Below are 16,828 nucleotides of genomic sequence, written 5' to 3'. Positions count from 1 at the left end.
AGTGTCCCCGTTCAATTCATTCCGCATCGAGGTAGAGATGGCCCCCCGCAACCGCCAAGGGCTTTACGACCCGCGCTCCGAGCGCGATGCCTGTGGATTTGGCATGGTCGCCCAGCTCGACGATCAACCATCGCGCCTGTTGGTTGATACCGCCATCGCCGCGCTTTCGCGCATGACCCACCGTGGCGGTGTCGCCGCCGATGGCCTGACCGGTGATGGCTGCGGCCTGCTGCTGCGCCGCCCCGATGCCTTCCTGAAACTGCTGGCCAGCGAAGCCGACATCGCGGTCTCCGCACGCTTCGCCGCCGGCCTGGTGTTCCTGCCACACGATGCCGATTCCGCGCAGGCGTGCCGTACGCAGCTGCAGGCGCAGCTGGAAGCGGTGGGCTGCAAGCTCGCCGGCTGGCGCGAGGTGCCCACCGATGACAGCGTCTGCGGCCAGCTGGCGCGCGACACGCTGCCGCGCATCGAGCAGGTGTTCGTCGACGCCGGCGTCGGCCAGGATGATGCTGGCTTCGCGCTGGCGCTGTTCCTGGCCCGCCGTCGCAGCGAACAGCAGCTGCGCGAGCATGCCGATTTCTACGTCACCACCCTCACCCCGGATGCGATCAGCTACAAGGGCATGGTGCTGCCAGACAAGCTCAGCCGCTTCTTCCTGGACCTGCAGCGCCGCGAACTGGCCTCCAGCGCGATCGTGTTCCACCAGCGCTTCTCCACCAACACGCTGCCGCGCTGGCCGCTGGCACACCCGTTCCGGATGCTCGCCCACAACGGCGAGATCAACACCATTGAAGGCAACCGACGTTGGGCGCAGGCGCGCAGCAAGGTGTGGAAGACGCCGCGCTTCGACATCGGTGAGTTCGACCCGGTCATCTCCATGCATGGCTCCGATTCGCAGAGCCTGGACAACATGCTGGAACTGATGGTCGCCGGTGGCATGGAGCTGATCCAGGCCCTGCGCATCCTGGTGCCGCCGGCAACGCAGTCGCTGGAATTCAAGGACCCGGACCTGGCCGCGTTCTACGAATTCCACGGCCTGAACAGCGAGCCGTGGGACGGCCCGGCCGGCATCGTTGCCTGTGACAGCCGCTATGCGGTGTGCACGCTGGACCGCAACGGCCTGCGCCCGGCGCGCTGGATGCTGACCGCCGACCGCCATTTCCTGGTCGCCTCCGAAGCAGGCGTATGGGAAGTGCCCACCGAGCGCGTGGTGCGCAAGGGCAAGCTCGGCCCGGGCGAGATGATCGCCATCGATCTCAAGCGCGGCGACCTGCTCGATTCGGATGCGGTGGACCGCATCAACCGCGGTCGCGCGCCGTACAAGCAATGGCTGCAGCAGGGCGTGACCTACCTGCAGACCGAATTGATCGATCCATCGCTGGTGGAGGAACCGTTCGACGAAGGCACCCTGCGCAGCTACCACAAGCTGTACCAGCTCAGCAGTGAGGAAGTGGAGCAGGTGCTGCGGCCCTTGGCCGAGACCGAGCAGGAAGCCACTGGCTCGATGGGCGATGACACGCCCATGGCCGTGCTCAGCCAGCGCAGCCGTCCGCTGTACGACTACTTCCGCCAAGCCTTCGCGCAGGTCACCAACCCGCCGATCGACCCGCTGCGCGAAGACTGCGCGATGTCGCTGTCCACCCAGCTCGGCAAGGAGACCAACATCTTCCATGCCGGCCCGGAGACGGTGAACCACGTCATCCTCAACTCGCCGGTGCTGAGCCAGCGCAAGCTGCGCCAGCTGCTGAAGATGGACCAGTACGTGCAGGCCAACCGCCTGCTCGACCTGTCCTACGGCGAGGATGAAGGCCTGCGTGCCGGCATCGAGCGCATCTGCGCCGAAGCCGAACAGGCCGCGCACGATGGCATGGTGATGCTGCTGTTGTCCGACCGCTACCCGGTGGCCGGGCGTCCGATGGTGCATGCCCTGCTGGCCACCAGTGCGGTCCACCACCACCTGTCGCGCCTGGGCCTGCGCTGCGACGTCAACCTGATCGTGGAAACCGGTACCGCGCGCGATCCGCACCACATGGCCTGCCTGCTCGGCTTCGGCGCCACCGCGGTGTATCCGTACCTGGCCTACCAGACCCTGTTCGACCTCGGCCGTCGTGGCATCCTCAAGCTCAGCAAGGGCGGCGAGCAATCGCAGATCGGCCGCCGCTACCGCAAGGGCATCTACAAGGGCCTGTCCAAGATCATCTCGAAGATGGGCATCTGCACCGTGGCCAGTTACCGCGGCGCGCAGCTGTTCGAGATCATCGGTCTGGAGCCGGAAGTCGTGGACCTGTGCTTCCCCGACACCGCCTCGCGCATCGGCGGCGCCGGCTTCGCGCGGCTGGATGCCGACGCCCGCGAACTGTGCGCTCAGGCCTGGGACGCGCAGCAGGGCGTGGATGTCGGCGGCCTGCTGAAGTATGTGCACGGCGGCGAGTACCACATGTACAACCCGGACGTGGTGACCACCCTGCAGCGCGCGGCGCGCAGTGGCGACCCGCGTGCGTGGCAGCAGTACTGCGATGCGGTGCATGCGCGCCCGCCATCGGCGCTGCGCGACCTGCTGGAACTGGTTCCAGCCGCTGCGCCGACACCGCTGGATGACGTGGCTCCAGCCAGCGAACTGTTCCCGCGCTTCGACACTGCCGCCATCAGTCTCGGCGCCCTCTCTCCGGAAGCGCATGAAGCGCTGGCCATCGCCATGAACCGCCTTGGCGGCCGCAGCAATTCCGGCGAAGGTGGCGAAGATCCCGCACGCTATGGCACCGCGCGGCGCAGCAAGATCAAGCAGGTGGCCTCGGGTCGCTTCGGCGTCACCGCCGAATACCTGGTCAACGCCGAAGTGCTGCAGATCAAGGTTGCCCAAGGCGCAAAGCCCGGCGAAGGCGGCCAGCTGCCCGGGCACAAGGTCAATGAACTGATCGCACGCCTGCGCTATGCCAGGCCGGGCATCGGCCTGATCTCGCCACCGCCGCACCACGACATCTATTCCATCGAAGATCTGGCGCAGCTGATCTACGACCTCAAGCAGGTCAACCCGACCGCGCTGGTGTCGGTGAAGCTGGTCAGCCATGCCGGTGTGGGCACGATCGCCGCAGGCGTGGTCAAGGCCGGTGCGGACCTGATCACCATCTCCGGACACGATGGCGGTACCGGTGCGTCGCCGGTCAGCTCGATCCGTTATGCCGGTGTGCCGTGGGAGCTGGGCATTGCCGAAGCACACCAGGCGCTGCTGGCCAACGACCTGCGCGGGCGCACGTTGCTGCAGACCGACGGCGGCCTGAAGACCGGCCTGGATGTGGTCAAGGCCGCACTGCTGGGCGCGGACAGCTTCGGCTTCGGCACCGCGCCGATGATCGTGCTCGGCTGCAAGTACCTGCGCATCTGCCACCTCAACAACTGCGCCACCGGCGTTGCCACCCAGGATGAGCGCCTGCGCGAGAACCACTTCACCGGCCAGCCCGAGCGCGTGGAGAACTTCTTCCGCCTGCTGGCCGAGGAAGTGCGTGGCTGGCTGTCCTACCTGGGCGTGCGCTCGCTGGAAGAGATCGTCGGCCGTACTGACCTGCTGCGGCAGATCGAGGCGGCGCCACGCGACGGCGTGCGCGTGGACCTGTCGCGCCTGCTGGCCGATGCCCGTTACGAAGGCAGCCACTGTGCCGCGCAGCGCCTGTACGAATCGCCGGACAGCCTGGCCACGCAGATGGATGGCCTGTTGGCCGATTCCATTGAGCACAAGCGCGGTGGCGAACACCGCTTCCTGATCCACAACACCGACCGCAGCATCGGCACCCGCCTGTCCGGTGCGGTGGCACGCGCGCATGGCAACCAGGGCATGGCCGAATCACCGTTGGAACTACGCTTCCGCGGCAGTGCCGGGCAGAGCTTCGGCGCGTTCAACGTCGGCGGCCTGCATCTGGAAGTGGAAGGCGAAGCCAACGATTACGTCGGCAAGGGCATGGCCGGCGGCCGCCTGGTGGTGCGTCCGCCGCGCGGCGCGCGCTTCGAGGCACGCAGCACGGCCATCATCGGCAACACCTGCCTGTACGGCGCCACCGGCGGCGAACTGTTCGCGGCCGGTCGCGCTGGCGAACGCTTTGCTGTGCGCAATTCCGGCGCGCTGGCGGTGGTGGAAGGCGCCGGTGACCACTGCTGTGAATACATGACCGATGGCGTGGTGCTGGTGCTGGGCAAGGTCGGCCTGAACTTCGGTGCCGGCTTCACCGGTGGCCTGGCCTACGTGCTGGACGTCGACCGCGATTTCGTCGACCGCTACAACCACGAGCTGATCGACATCCACCGCGTATCGGCCGAGGGCTTCGAGAACTACCGCCAGCACCTGCACCGCCTGATCGGCCGCCACCGCGAGCTGACCGGCAGCATCTGGGCACAACAGATCCTGGACGAGTTCCGCGATTACATCGGCAGGTTCTGGCTGGTCAAACCCAAGGCCGCCAGCATCGAATCCCTGACCGAAACCCTGCGCCGCGCCGCATAACGGTAGTGCCGGCCGCTGGCCGGCAACCGGAAAACACCACAGAGCCCGCCATGAGCCGCAAGCACGCCTTCCAGTTCCTCGACCTGCCCCGCACCATGCCGCAGCGCATTCCGGTGGAACTGCGCACCTCCGGCGACTGGGGCGAGCTGTACGGAAAATTCGGCAAGGAAGATGCCCAGTACCAGGCCGGGCGCTGCCTGGACTGCGGCAACCCCTACTGCAGCTGGAAGTGCCCGGTGCACAACGCCATTCCGCAGTGGCTGCAGCTGGTGCAGGAAAACCGCATCCATGAAGCGGCCACCCTGTGCCACAGCACCAACCCGTTGCCGGAAGTGTGCGGCCGGGTGTGCCCGCAGGACCGGCTGTGCGAAGGCAGCTGCACGCTGGAGGAGTTCGGTGCGGTGACCATCGGCGCAGTGGAGAAGTACATCGTCGATACCGCGCTGGCCACCGGCTGGCGGCCGGACATGGCCGCCGTGCAGGCCACCGGCCACACGGTAGCGGTGATCGGCGCCGGCCCGGCCGGTCTGGCCTGCGCCGACCGCCTCGCGCATGCCGGCATCGCCGCCGTGGTCTACGACCGCTACGAGCAGGTCGGTGGGCTGCTGCAGTTCGGCATTCCCAGCTTCAAGCTGGACAAGGACGTGATCCGTCGCCGCCGTGAGGTGCTCGAAGGCATGGGCGTGCAGTTCCGCCTGGGGGTAGAGATCGGCCGTGACATCAGCCTGCAGCAATTGCTGGATACGCACGACGCGGTGTTCCTCGGCACCGGCGCCTACCGCTACACCGATGGCGGCCTCGACGGCCAGGACCTGAAGGGCGTGCTGCCGGCGTTGCCCTTCCTGGTGCAGAACAGCCGCATCGTCGGTGGCGATGATCCGCAAGGCCGGCCGATCGCCGGCTGGGAAGACACCATCGCCCTGCCCGATCTCAACGGCAAGCGCGTGGTGGTGCTCGGCGGCGGCGATACCGGCATGGACTGCGTGCGCAGCGCAGTGCGCCTGGGTGCGGCCAAGGTGACCTGCGCCTACCGCCGGGACGAAGCGAACATGCCGGGCAGCGCGCGCGAAGTGGCCAATGCGCGCGAGGAAGGCGTGCGCTTCCTGTTCAACCGGCAGCCGCTGTCGATCGAAGCCGGTGCCGATGACGAAGTGATCGGCGTGACCGTAGTTGAAACGCGGCTGGGCGAGCCCGATGCCAATGGCCGCCAGAACGCGGTACCGATCGAGGGCAGCGAATCGCTGCTGGAAGCGGACGTGGTGATCATCGCGTTCGGTTTCTCGCCGAGCGTGCCGGCGTGGCTGGCCGAACATGGCGTGGAGGGGCAGTCCAACGGCCGCATCCTCGCCGGCGGCAAGGACCGCCTGCCGTTCCAGACAGCACATCCGCGCCTGTTCGCCGGAGGTGATGCGGTGCGCGGTGCCGACCTGGTGGTGACTGCGGTAGCTGAAGGCCGCGACGCCGCCGCCAGCATCGTCCGGCTACTGGCGCACTGAGTCCGGCGCCAGCAGCGCCGCAAGCAATGCACGCAGTTCACGCGGCTCCAACGGCTTGGCCAGGAAGTGATCGATGCCAGCGTCGCGGCAAGCCTCGCGGGTGCGTTCCAGAACGCTGGCGGTGAGCGCTATGATCGGTACCCGCGCGCGGTGCTGGCAGCTGTCAGCACGGATCGCCCGTGCCAGCGCGAAGCCATCCATGCCCGGCATGTGGCAGTCGGTGATCACCAGTTCGAATGGCTGCGACTGCCAGGCCCGCAGGGCCTGCGCTCCATCGGCGCAGGCATGCACCTGCAACCCCAGGTCGTGCAGGCGCTGCTCCAGCAGCTGCAGGTTGGTGGGATGGTCTTCGGCCACAAGTACCCGCGCCGGCGGCAACGGCGGTTCCTCGGCGATCGCAGGTGATGGCGCGCCAGCAGGCAGCTCGCAGGCACTCAGGTCCAGCTCCAGCCACACCGTGGTGCCCTCGCCGGTCGTGCTGTGCAGCTGCAGGTCTCCCCCCATCGACACGGCCAGCTCACGGCAGATTGCCAGGCCCAGTCCACTGCCGCCGAAGCGGCGCGTGGTCGAAGCCTCGGCCTGGGTGTAGGCAGCAAACACCGCCTGCTGCCGTTCCGCACTGATGCCCACGCCACTGTCGCTTACCTGCAGGCGCAACCGCTGCCCCTGTGCGTGCTGCTGCAGCACCTGCACCCGTAGTTCCACCCCGCCATGCAGGGTGAACTTGAGCGCATTTCCGACCAGGTTGAACAGGATCTGGCGCAGGCGCAGGCTGTCGGCCAGCGACCCGGCCTGCAGCGCAGGATCGAGATGGATTCGCAGGTACAGGCCTCGGCTGGCAGCCACCGGCAGCAGCAGCTGCTGCACTGCCCGCAGCAATGCGGCCAGATCGGTCGGCTGCCGTTGCAGTGGCGCGGGTTGCAGGCGCTGGCTGTGCAGCACGTCGTCGAGGATCTGCCGCAGCATCTGCGCGGCGTCGCCGATGGTGGCCAGCACCTGTTGCTGCCGCGGGTCCAGATCACTGGCGGCCAATCGTTCGAGCATGCCCAGCAGCGTGCTCATCGGCGTGCGGATCTCGTGACTCATGGTCGCCAGGAAATGGGTCTTGGCCAGCGCGGCCTGTTCGGCCTCGCGCCGTGCATCTGCAAGCGCCTGGGTACGTGTGTGCACCTCGCTGACATCCATCCAGTAGCCGCTCCACTCAACGTTGCTGTCATCGCACGCCAGCGTGCGGCCCTGCGAATGCACCCAGCGCCAGCCCTGTGGCGAGCGCGTACGGAAGGTGACGTCGATCGGTCCACGGGCCAATGCAGCCGCTTCGACACAGCCCATCACCACAGTCCGGTCATCGGGATGGACCGCAGCCAGCAGCCGCGGGTGGTCGATCCGCGCGGTCTCCACGCTCACCCCGAACAGCGCCTGCACATCGCCGGCAATCTGCGGAAAGCTGTAGTCCCCGGTAGCGGTGCGGCGCGCCTGGTAGACCACAGCCGGCAGGTTCGCGGTCACTTCCTGCAGGCGTTGCGCGGCGATGCGACGCCTTGCGCTTTCGCGATGTACGCGCCAGTAGCCGAAGGCGTAGACCAGCGCGAGCGCCAGCAGGATCAGCGAGGCCGGCACCAACCAACGCAAGGGGGACGACGACGGCGGGTTGCGTGGCCGGGCCGGCAGCCATGCTGTGCGGATCGCGTCGCGCTGCGTGTCGGTCAGCTGCGACATTGCATGCTCGAAATCGGGGATGACGCCGGCGCAGGCCGGTACGGTGGCCAGCACCAGCGCGTCGTTGAACCCGGCTGGCGCGGCAATCATCAGCCGATCACCCTGGTAGCGGCGCAGCGCGGCCTCGACCTCGCCGAGATTGGCGATCACCGCGTCGATCAGACCGGTGCCCAGCAGCGACAGCGCATCATCCAACGGCGCCGGCGGCAGCAGCTGTGCACCCGGAGCCTGCTCGGCCAGCAGCGTGGCCAACGGCAGCCGGTCGGGACTGGCCACCGCGTGCTCGCGCAGGTCGTCCAGCCCCAGTACCGGCCGCGCATCGGCGCGGCGCACGATCACCTGCGGCAGCTGCAGGTACGGTGCGCTGGCCACCCAGCCGGCAGGCAGCTGCGAGTGCGGCCAGCCCAGCAACGCCTGGGTGGCGGGCGGCAACAAGCCTTCGACGACCGCCGTGGCCGGCAGCAGTTGCGCCTGCAGCGGCCGTTGTTCGCCCAGCAGGTTCAGGTAGGTCGCGCTGACCCCGTCCGCCTGGCCCTCGACCACGGACGACAACGGCGCCCGATCGGAGGGCAAGGCAATGCGCAGCGGTGTCTCGCAGCCAGCCGCAGACGCAGTTGCGGGCAGCATCAGGCAGACCATGACAGCAACAGCTGCAGGGAGGCCGGCGGCATTCACGGTGGACTTCCTCATTTCGCAGGCGGAAACAACGGCCGCGCAGCGGTACCGCTGCGTGACACGCTATCGACCTGCGGACGGGCGGCAATGAAGAAAGTTGCAAAAGCATCCGGAAGCGCTAATGGCGACATACACTGCCGCCTTCACCCGTACCTGCGGAGCTCTTGATGCGTATCGGCCTGGCTGCCAACCGTCTCCACCACCACGACGTGCGCGCCGCCCTGTTTCGTTGGCTGCGTGCCAGTGAGGCTGGCCTGCGCGAACTCGGTGTATCGCTGCACGCGGTCGGGCGTACCCATGATGCGATCGAACGGCACGGCTTCCTGGCCGGATACGGCGGCCTGCACCGTTATCCCTATGGCCGCGAAGGCGGGTTGATGAAGCTGGTCGCCGAGGTGGTCGGCATGGGGCCGGATCGGACACTGGATGGTGCGATCTATCTGATTGATCCGGTCGATCCGTCCTCGGTGTTTCCGGAAGCCACGGCATTGAAACGGCAGTGCGTGATCCACGGCAAGCCGTTCATTTCGACGGTGGCGACGGCGCGCGACTGGGTCGAGGTCGAACGCATCCACGCCGGGCTGGCGGCCGATGCCGGCGCCGACGATCTGCATGCGTTCGAAGACCAGACACTGGCGCTGATCGCGCACGATGCGATGAAGCCGGCGATGCTGGCCTTCGCAGATGAGCACTTCGATGTGCTGGCCCGGTTCGGCGAACGCGTGGCAACCGGCACCACCGGCCAGCGCTTGAACGAGCTGGCCTGGAGCCGCGGTTGGCCCAGCGATACGCCATGGGTGACGCGCTACCAGAGTGGCCCGATGGGCGGGGATGCGCAGATTGCTGACCGGGTACTGGAAGGCCGCTGCCAACGCGCGATCTTCTTCGAGGATCCGCATGTGGCGCGCCAGCATGAGGCGGATATCCAGCTGCTGGAGCGTGCGGTGACGACGGTGACCGACCAGGCGGTGTGCATTACGGCGCCACGGGTGGCGGCGCGGTGGGCGACGGCGGCGGCGCTGCGGGCGGGGTGAGGGTTTCGGCCAACGGCTGAGCCCCTCTTGGTGGGTGACATCTGAAGGCAAAGCCGTGCTTGGCCGGGCGGGGTGAATTGCGCAGGGGTCGCTGCAAGTCCCCCTCCGGGGCCCGGCCCAGCCGCTGGCGGCTGTGCGTTCAGGCGCTTGCGAAGCAGTGCTTCGCAAGCAAAGCGCCTTCACCCCTGTAAGCTCGATGGCGCCATCCATGGCGCCAACGCCCCTGCATGGCTCACCCGCCCGGCCTCAGACAGTTTCCGTGCGTGCTCAGCCACGGAAGAAGGAAGGAAGAGCAGGAGCGGGTCGCGCGCTGCGCGCGCTCCTGGCCCATGCTCGCTTGCATTCAACGGCAGCCGAGCGTGGGCTCGGCTCTACAGTTACAGAAGCTGGCGAAGCATGGCTTTCAAGCGGCGCCCTTCCAGCTGGAAGTAGTCGCGCTGTTCGCGCCAGGCGGGGAAGCGTTGTTCCACTTCGTGCCAGAACGCGGGCGAGTGGTTGGCCTGGATCAGGTGGCAGAGTTCGTGCACCAGCACATATTCGAACGCTTCCGGTCGACCGAGCACCAGGGCCAGGTCCAGCGCCATGCTGCCATCGGGTGCCAGCGAGCCCCATTGCGAAGACATCACCTTCAGGCGCAGACGGCTGGGTGCACGCGGCAGGCCCGGCAGGTACTTCGGCAGCCAGCGGCCGACGTCGGCGCGGGTCTGCGCTTCGTAGAACTCGCGCAGCAGGCGGCGCAGTGTGGCATCACCGGCACGGGTCGGCCATTGCACGCAGGCACCGTGGTCGTCGATCTCCAGGCGCGCGTAACGGCCTTCCTGCCAGCGCAGTGGCAGCAGTTCACCGCGCAGTGGCAGCACGCCGGCTTCGCCCGGCTGCAGGGGTGCTGGCAGTTCCTGGCCCTGGTACTGGCGTAGCTGCAGTGCCAACCAGTCACGGTGCTGTTCCAGGAAGCGTTCGCCCATCACCAGGCTTGCACGCGGCGGCAGGGTCAAGCGTGCGCCGCGCTCGTCCACGCTCAGCTTGATGCGGCGCGCACGCGGATCACGCACGCGCAGCACCTCGATCTCGGCATCCTCCAGGCGCAGGCGAACGGTGTCGCGCTGGACGGTGGCGGGCGGGGTCGGGCTGATCAGGCGGCGCAGCAGACGGCTCATGTACCCAGCATAGCGCCGCTTCGGGCCGCCGGATGACCGGCGGCCGTCGGGCTGCCTGTTCAGTCAGCCTTGCTGAGCTTGAAGGCTTCTTCCAGCAACAGGAACAGGCGGCGGATCTCGGCACTCTGCAGGGCGAAGCGGGCATCAAACTCGGCGCGTCGGCCGTCTTCGTCGGCATGCTCCAGCTGGTCCAGCGCGCCGTCGAGGAACTTCAGCTTGCGTACGATCAGGTCGTCGCCGATGACGAAGGACAGGTTGTCTTCGAAGATCAGCGCCAGCTTGGTCACCTGCTTGCCGGCGTCAAGATGCTTGTCGATCTCGTCGCAGCGCAGTTCCTGGTGCTGGCACTTGACCACTGCACCACCTTCCACCGGGTCCTTCATCTCGCACTCTTCGCCCAGGCTCAGCCCGGTCGGCAGCGGCTCGCCGGCGATCCAGCCGGTCAGGATCGAGCGCGGCGCGACTTCGGCGTTCAGCGGCATCGCCGGGAAGCTGCCGAGCAGGCCACGGATGTCGGACATGAAGTACTCGCCGGTCTTCCGGCTGGAGGTATCCACCGCGACGTAGCCGTGCTGCAGGTCGATGAAGGCGTCGTTGCGCGAGGACTTCACGAAGGCGCGCGGCAGCAGTTCATGCAGCAGGTCGTCCTTCATGCGCTTGCGCTCGCGGCCACCGGGGCGGCGGCCTTCCTTCTCCTCGATCTCCTCCAGCTTGCGCTCGAGCAGGTCGTTGACCACCGCTGCCGGCAGGATCTTGTCTTCGCCGCCCACGGTCAGCCACAGGTGCTCGGCGATGCGGTGGGAGAGCAGTTCCTTCTCCTCGCGGCCGAACGGCGAGATGAAGCCGCGCGAATTCATTTCCAGTGCGCCGACCGGCTTCAACAGGGCATGCGGCAGCAGCGTGTCGACTTCGGAAAAATCGGTGGTGGTCGGGAAGCGGAAGAACGTCAGGTTGCGAAAGAACATGGAATTCCGGTGTCTGAAGGAGAAGGGCGCCTGACCTTAAACGGCAGGCGTCTCGGGGACTGCGTCGGCCAGCCAGGCATCGGCATGCGCCGCACGCCCGCTGTGGCCCAGGGCCCTGAAATCGAACAGGGTGGCATCGGCCAGTTGCGCTGGCCGCACATCGGCCATGGCGCGTGCGATCTGTTCGATGCGGCCCGGATGGTCCTGGTCCCACTGCTTGAGCATCAGGCCGACCTGCCGACGCTGCAGGTTTTCCTGGCTGCCACACAGGGTGCAGGGAATGATCGGGAAACGGCGGGCCTGCGCATACTCGGCGATGTCGCGCTCGCGCACGTACGCCAACGGGCGGATCACCACGTGCTGGCCATCGTCGCTGAGCAGCTTCGGTGGCATGGCCGCCAGCTTGGCATGGTGGAACAGGTTCATGAACAACGTAGCCACCATGTCGTCGCAATGATGGCCCAGCGCGATCCGGGTGAAGCCATGTGCCTTGGCGTGGTTGTACAGCGCACCGCGGCGCAGGCGCGAGCACAGCGAACACATCGTCCGGCCTTCCGGGATGACCCGGCTGACGACCGAGTAGGTGTCCTGCTCGATGATCTGGTACGGCACGCCCAGCGCGGCCAGGTACTCCGGCAGGACATGCTCGGGGAAGCCGGGCTGTTTCTGGTCCAGGTTCACCGCGACCAGTTCGAACGGCACCGGCGCCTTTTTCTGCAGCTGCAGCAGCATGTCCAGCAGGGTGTAGCTGTCCTTGCCGCCGGACAGGCAGACCATGACCTTGTCGCCCGCTTCGATCATGCCGAAGTCGGCGATGGCCTGGCCGACCTCGCGGCGCAGGCGCTTGCCCAGCTTGTCCGCCCCGGGCCCGGCCACGCGCGGATCGCGCGAAGCGCGCTGCGGGGGATCGGGAAGGGAAATCACGGCGGTCATCGGCCCATTCTAACGGCTTGCGGCAGCCTGGACCCCGTGTCGGGATTCCCCTCTCCCGGCAGTCATCATCGCTGTGTATGCTCGGAGGCTGTGGACACCTACAGCCCCGCCGAGATCGTCGAACACCTCGCCGCCCTGCGCGCCGAGCACCGCTTGCTGGATGAACAGATCACCCGCATGGCCGCCAACGGCGAGGACGAGCTGGAATCCAAGCGCCTGAAGCGGCGGAAGCTGCAGCTGAAGGACTGCATCGCCAAGCTGGAAAGCCTGCAGATTCCCGACGAACCGGCCTAAAGACGGCCCTGATGGGTGCCAATCCTGGTTGGTACCTTTGCTTGCGGTAGCTGCCAACCTTGGTTGGCCTCCTGCTCTGGTAGGTGCCAACCTTGGTTGGCACGGCTGGAAGGTGTGTGGACCAAGGTCCACACCCACCGCATGTCCCAGCGCCAGCCTCAATCCTGCGGCGCAGGCTCGTCCGGGCGTGCCGCTTCCGGGCTGACCCGTTCGATGGTGTGGCGCAATTCGCGGCCGAGGATGAACTTGGCATCCTTGGCCCAGGCATCCAGGCGTTCGTCGAACAGCAGCTTGCTGTTCTCGTCCGGCCACACCAGGCGCAGCTCGCGCAGCTTCTGGATGAAACCACGGAACAGGGACTTGTCGAAGAACTCCGGTGCCGCCGGTGCATAGAGCAGGCTCAGCCGCTGCGCGGCCTGCTGGCACAGGCTTTCCAGCTCGGCCGCGCCGAGCACGCCCGGGCCGTTCTTCACCAGCACCGAGATGGCGATGTAATAGCGCTCGAAGGCCTGCTGCAGCGAGTGGCCGATGGCCCGCAGGCGGAACACTTCATCGGTCTGCCCGGTGTTGCGGGCAAGGATGCCGCCGTCGTCCTCGTTGACGTTCTGCAGCAACCCTTCGCGCACGAACACGTCGATGGTCTGGTCGATGCGCTGGGCGAACTCGTCCTCGGTCCACGGCAGGAACAGTTCGGCCTGCAGGAACGGGTACACCGTGCGGCCCAGCTGGACCAGGCCGGTGCGGCTCATGCGGCGGTTGTTCTGGAAGCAGCAGGCCACCCACGACGAGGCGGTGAACAGGTGCACCACGTTGTTGCGGAAGTAGCTGAGCAGCACCGCGGTGTCGCCGCTGACGCTGAGCACGTCGCCCAGCGGGTGCTTGATGCGGGTGAGGACGTTGATTTCCTCGGCGTGGGCGATGATCCGCTCGGGCGAGTGCGGGGTCACCGTCACCCGGTCCGAATACGGCATCTCGACCAGCAGGGTCTTGCACAGCTCGATCTGCGCGATCAGGTCGGCCTCGCCCATCGCGTGCTTCGGCGTGGACAGCAGGGCCAGCGCAAGCAGGTTGATCGGGTTGACGTCGGCGGCGGCATTGACGCGCACGTTGATGCTCTGCGCGAGAGTATCGACGGTCTTCATCAGCCAGGCCGGCTTCTCATCCTCCGGCACAGCCCGGCCATCCCATTCGGGAGCATTGGCTGCAAGAACACTTGTCAGCTCGATCGGCTCGCCGAAGTTCACCACCACCTGGCCGTAGTTCTGCTTGAGCACCTTGGGGATGCCCCACAGCAGCGACCAGATCGATTCCTTTTCTTTCGGCCGGCCGGACAGCTCGTCCAGATAGCTGTTGCCTTCCATCAGCTTCTCGTAGCCGATGTAGATGGGCTGGAACAGCACCGGCTTGCGCGGCTGGCGCAGATAGGCCCGCAGGGTCATCGAGATGACACCTCCCTTGGGCTGCAGCAGTCGGCCGGTACGCGAGCGGCCACCTTCGACGAAGTACTCGATGGAATATCCGCCTGACACCAGCTGCGCCATGTATTCGGAGAACACTGCCGAATACAGCGGATTGCCACGGAAACTACGGCGCGCGAAGAACGCACCGCCCTTGCGCAGCAGGGTGCCGACCACCGGCAGGTTCAGATTGATACCCGCGAAGATGTGCGGCGGCACGATGCCACGGTCGTACAACAGGTAGGACAGCAGCAGGTAGTCCATGTGGCTGCGGTGGCTGGGCACGTAGACCACTTCGTGGCCCGGCGCGGCGGCCTTGAACTTGTCCAGGTGGTGCACCAGCACGCCCGCATAGATGCGGTTCCACACATGGCTGAGCATGAAGCTGGCCGAGCGCACTACCGGGCTGGAATAGTCCGCGGCGATTTCCCAGGCATAGGCATGCGCCTTCTTCCAGGCATCGGCCGGCTTCGAATTGTCGCGCTTGGCCTGCGCAGCAATCGCTTCGCGCACCGGTTCGGCGGCAAGCACCTGATCCACCAGCAGGCGCCGGGTAGACAGGTCGGGGCCGATCACCGATTCACGGATGCGGCGGAAATGGGTACGCAGCACGCGCTGCAGCTTGCGCACCGTACGCTCCGGCTCCAGGCCTTCGTCCACGGTGCTGCGCAGCGAGATCGGCGGGGCGAAGCGGACGATGGTGCTGCGGCCGTTGAGCAGCACCGCCAGCAGTCGGCGGAAGCGGCCCACCAGCGCCCAGTTTTCCGAGAACAGCACGGCGAACCAGCCGCTCTGCTTGTCCGGCGCGCGGCCGACGAAGATCGACACCGGCACCAGGTGCACGTCCAGGTCATCGCGCACGCGATGTGCCTGCAGGACCTTGGCCAGCGAATCGGAGTGGGTCTTGGCGCCGCGCTGCTCGGGGATCAGCGAATTGCTGGAACTGCGCCGCGACAGCGCCAGGTAGGCGCGCTTGCGCCCGGTCGGGTCACCGGCCAGCGGCACCAGTGGCGACGGCAGTCCGGCCTGGCGGCAGGCCTTGTCCAGGATCAGCGCATTGGACAGGCCGTAGTCTTCCAGCACGTACATCACCGGGCGGCCATCGTTGTACTGGCCCGGGTCTTCCGGCTCGATCTTCAGCGACAGCCATGGCTCGACCAGGCGGCCGAGCAGGCGCGCCCACAGCGGGCGGCGGCCGACCGGACGCGCATGCGCCGACGGCGGTACCGGATTCGGGCCGGTACCGGTCGAGGGGGACGCCGGCGCCGTATCGGCGGGCGTCGACTGGGATTCTTCGCCGGGGAACGGCAGCGGGTTCTGTTTCGACATCGGCGCCATTATGGCTTAGGCGGCGGCGTTGCCGCTTCCCCACCCTCGATGGGGGCGTCGGCAGGCGTTGGAGCCGCCGCTGCCCGGGCAGCATCGGCCTGGCGCAGCAGGGCATCGGTATCGGCCAGGGTGCGGGTCAGGTACCAGTGGCCCTCGCGCCGGCTCAGCGGCAGCTGCAGGGTCATCTCGCGGCCGGCCAGGTCGTAGCGCAGGCGCACCAGCGCGTTGTCGCCCTCCACCGACAGCAGTTCGCCACGCACACTGCGCAGCGCTTCGTCCACACCCAGCCCGTAACTGCCAAGCACGGCCTTGAGCGTGTGGATGAACGGTGCCAGCTGCTGCAGGCTGCCTTCCATGCCCGCGGCCTGCAGGCCGGCCTCATCGTCGAAACCGACCTTGCCCGCCGCACCGACCAGCGCGGCGATGGTGTTGCGCGCACGGGCGCGGTCGCTGATGGGTGCTCCCTGCGCCCACTCGGCGAGGGTTTGCACCAGGGCGACGTAATGGGCCTGCTGGCCAGGCGTGTAGCCCTTCTGGTGGCGCAGGTACTGCACGCCGAAATTGCCCATCGACTGCGCCGCCTGGCGTACGGCGCTGGCCTGGCCTGCCAGCTGGCGGTCGAAGCTGCGCTGCAGTTCGGTACTGGCGTTGGGCTTGCGCAGTGCGGCCAGCATCGGCAGCAGCTGGTCGCCCAACGGCAGCTCGGTCAGCGGCCATTGGCTGTGGCCGTCGGCCCAGGCCTGCTGCAGGCGCTGGTACTGGCTGGGTGGAACCGACAGCTTCGCGTAGCCGATCAGATCGTCCTCGGCCAGGCGCAGGGCCATCGCCTGTACCGCCGCCACGGGTTCGGCCGCGGGCTTGGCCGGATCGTCGGCCGATTCGCGGCACGCGGCCACGGCCAGCAGCAGCATGGCTGCCAGCCCCCATCCACGCGCAGACCTTCCTCGCACCGCCACGCTCATGCAATCGGACTCCCCGGACCGGTCCGCATCTTGCGGCCTGCGACGTGACAGCGGCAAGCCGCCCGGTCACGGTTCCGTCAGCAGAGGGGTCAGATCCCGCTGCCAGCGGCAGGAGGCTCTGACCCCGCGCGAAAAAAAAGAGCCCGGATCACGAGGATCACAGGCTCTTCAAGCCGGCGCGAGGCCGGTGGACAGTGTTGTGGCACATGTCCGGTCCGAGGACCGGATGGCGGCGATCCTACGCTGCCCCGCAAGTTAAGGCAACACATGATGTAATGCCATTCAACTTGTTGATTTATTTAAAAATCTAGAGCC

The 16,828-nt window shown here is 67.2% G+C and carries 10 protein-coding genes; 4 read left to right on the top strand and 6 right to left on the bottom strand.

Translation table 11 applies throughout. The features are described 5' to 3' along the window. The first annotated feature begins 37 nt into the window (after positions 1-37). Together gltB and AC13GA_RS15300 are read left to right on the top strand one after the other, a co-directional pair. The gene (gene gltB, locus AC13GA_RS15305; RefSeq protein WP_337302969.1) at positions 38-4,492 is read left to right on the top strand and encodes a glutamate synthase large subunit; all 4,455 of its coding nucleotides are present in this window, start codon (positions 38-40) and stop codon (positions 4,490-4,492) included. Between the two features lie 50 nt (positions 4,493-4,542). Further along, positions 4,543-5,988: an FAD-dependent oxidoreductase gene (locus AC13GA_RS15300; protein ID WP_046984763.1), complete on the top strand. Its 1,446-nt coding sequence runs from the start codon at positions 4,543-4,545 to the stop codon at positions 5,986-5,988. Here the strand turns inward: AC13GA_RS15300 and AC13GA_RS15295 are convergent. Then, positions 5,974-8,382, bottom strand: coding sequence for an ATP-binding protein (locus AC13GA_RS15295; RefSeq protein WP_482998471.1), 2,409 nt, complete (start codon positions 8,380-8,382; stop codon positions 5,974-5,976). The genes AC13GA_RS15300 and AC13GA_RS15295 overlap by 15 nt on opposite strands. 167 nt (positions 8,383-8,549) lie before the next feature. Between AC13GA_RS15295 and AC13GA_RS15290 the strand changes: the two genes are divergently transcribed. Continuing rightward, positions 8,550-9,416: a methylglyoxal synthase gene (locus tag AC13GA_RS15290; protein ID WP_253079662.1), complete on the top strand. Its 867-nt coding sequence runs from the start codon at positions 8,550-8,552 to the stop codon at positions 9,414-9,416. A gap of 377 nt (positions 9,417-9,793) precedes the next feature. On the opposite strand, the gene AC13GA_RS15285 is transcribed toward AC13GA_RS15290, so the two are convergent. The 3 genes from AC13GA_RS15285 to ttcA are packed head-to-tail and all read right to left on the bottom strand — an operon-like array spanning position 9,794 to position 12,471. Then, positions 9,794-10,573, bottom strand: a complete 780-nt coding sequence (locus AC13GA_RS15285; protein ID WP_046984705.1) for a M48 family metallopeptidase — start codon at positions 10,571-10,573, stop codon at positions 9,794-9,796. Positions 10,574-10,632: 59 nt separating this feature from the next. After that, positions 10,633-11,538: a recombination-associated protein RdgC gene (locus tag AC13GA_RS15280; protein WP_005411825.1), complete on the bottom strand. Its 906-nt coding sequence runs from the start codon at positions 11,536-11,538 to the stop codon at positions 10,633-10,635. A 36-nt stretch (positions 11,539-11,574) separates the two neighbouring features. Further along, positions 11,575-12,471: a tRNA 2-thiocytidine(32) synthetase TtcA gene (gene ttcA / locus AC13GA_RS15275; protein ID WP_482998470.1), complete on the bottom strand. Its 897-nt coding sequence runs from the start codon at positions 12,469-12,471 to the stop codon at positions 11,575-11,577. 90 nt (positions 12,472-12,561) lie between these two features. Here ttcA and AC13GA_RS15270 point away from each other — a divergent pair, with 90 nt between their 5' ends. Next, positions 12,562-12,765 carry a YdcH family protein gene (locus AC13GA_RS15270; protein WP_012509637.1) on the top strand — a complete coding sequence of 68 codons (204 nt, stop codon included), beginning with the start codon at positions 12,562-12,564 and terminating at the stop codon, positions 12,763-12,765. A gap of 158 nt (positions 12,766-12,923) precedes the next feature. On the opposite strand, the gene plsB is transcribed toward AC13GA_RS15270, so the two are convergent. Then, positions 12,924-15,560: a glycerol-3-phosphate 1-O-acyltransferase PlsB gene (gene plsB / locus AC13GA_RS15265; RefSeq protein WP_482998469.1), complete on the bottom strand. Its 2,637-nt coding sequence runs from the start codon at positions 15,558-15,560 to the stop codon at positions 12,924-12,926. Further along, on the bottom strand, positions 15,560-16,513 hold the full coding sequence (locus AC13GA_RS15260; RefSeq protein ID WP_046984702.1) for a hypothetical protein: 954 nt from the start codon (positions 16,511-16,513) through the stop codon (positions 15,560-15,562). Before AC13GA_RS15260 ends, plsB begins: the two co-directional genes overlap by 1 nt. Positions 16,514-16,828 lie beyond the last annotated feature (315 nt).

The sequence above is a fragment of the Stenotrophomonas sp. 22DLJC03 genome (assembly GCF_056861405.1).
The sequence above is the reverse complement of the archived record's forward strand: the minus strand, read 5'-3'. Positions and strand labels throughout refer to the sequence as shown.

Bases quoted from the DNA above. Each gene is read 5' to 3' on its own strand.
- AC13GA_RS15260 (WP_046984702.1), bottom strand. From the start codon at position 16,513: ATGAGCGTGGCGGTGCGAGGAAGGTCTGCGCGTGGATGGGGGCTGGCA.
- AC13GA_RS15285 (WP_046984705.1), bottom strand. From the start codon at position 10,573: ATGAGCCGTCTGCTGCGCCGCCTGATCAGCCCGACCCCGCCCGCCACC.
- gltB (WP_337302969.1), top strand. From the start codon at position 38: ATGGCCCCCCGCAACCGCCAAGGGCTTTACGACCCGCGCTCCGAGCGC.
- AC13GA_RS15280 (WP_005411825.1), bottom strand. From the start codon at position 11,538: ATGTTCTTTCGCAACCTGACGTTCTTCCGCTTCCCGACCACCACCGAT.
- ttcA (WP_482998470.1), bottom strand. From the start codon at position 12,471: ATGACCGCCGTGATTTCCCTTCCCGATCCCCCGCAGCGCGCTTCGCGC.
- plsB (WP_482998469.1), bottom strand. From the start codon at position 15,560: ATGGCGCCGATGTCGAAACAGAACCCGCTGCCGTTCCCCGGCGAAGAA.
- AC13GA_RS15300 (WP_046984763.1), top strand. From the start codon at position 4,543: ATGAGCCGCAAGCACGCCTTCCAGTTCCTCGACCTGCCCCGCACCATG.
- AC13GA_RS15290 (WP_253079662.1), top strand. From the start codon at position 8,550: ATGCGTATCGGCCTGGCTGCCAACCGTCTCCACCACCACGACGTGCGC.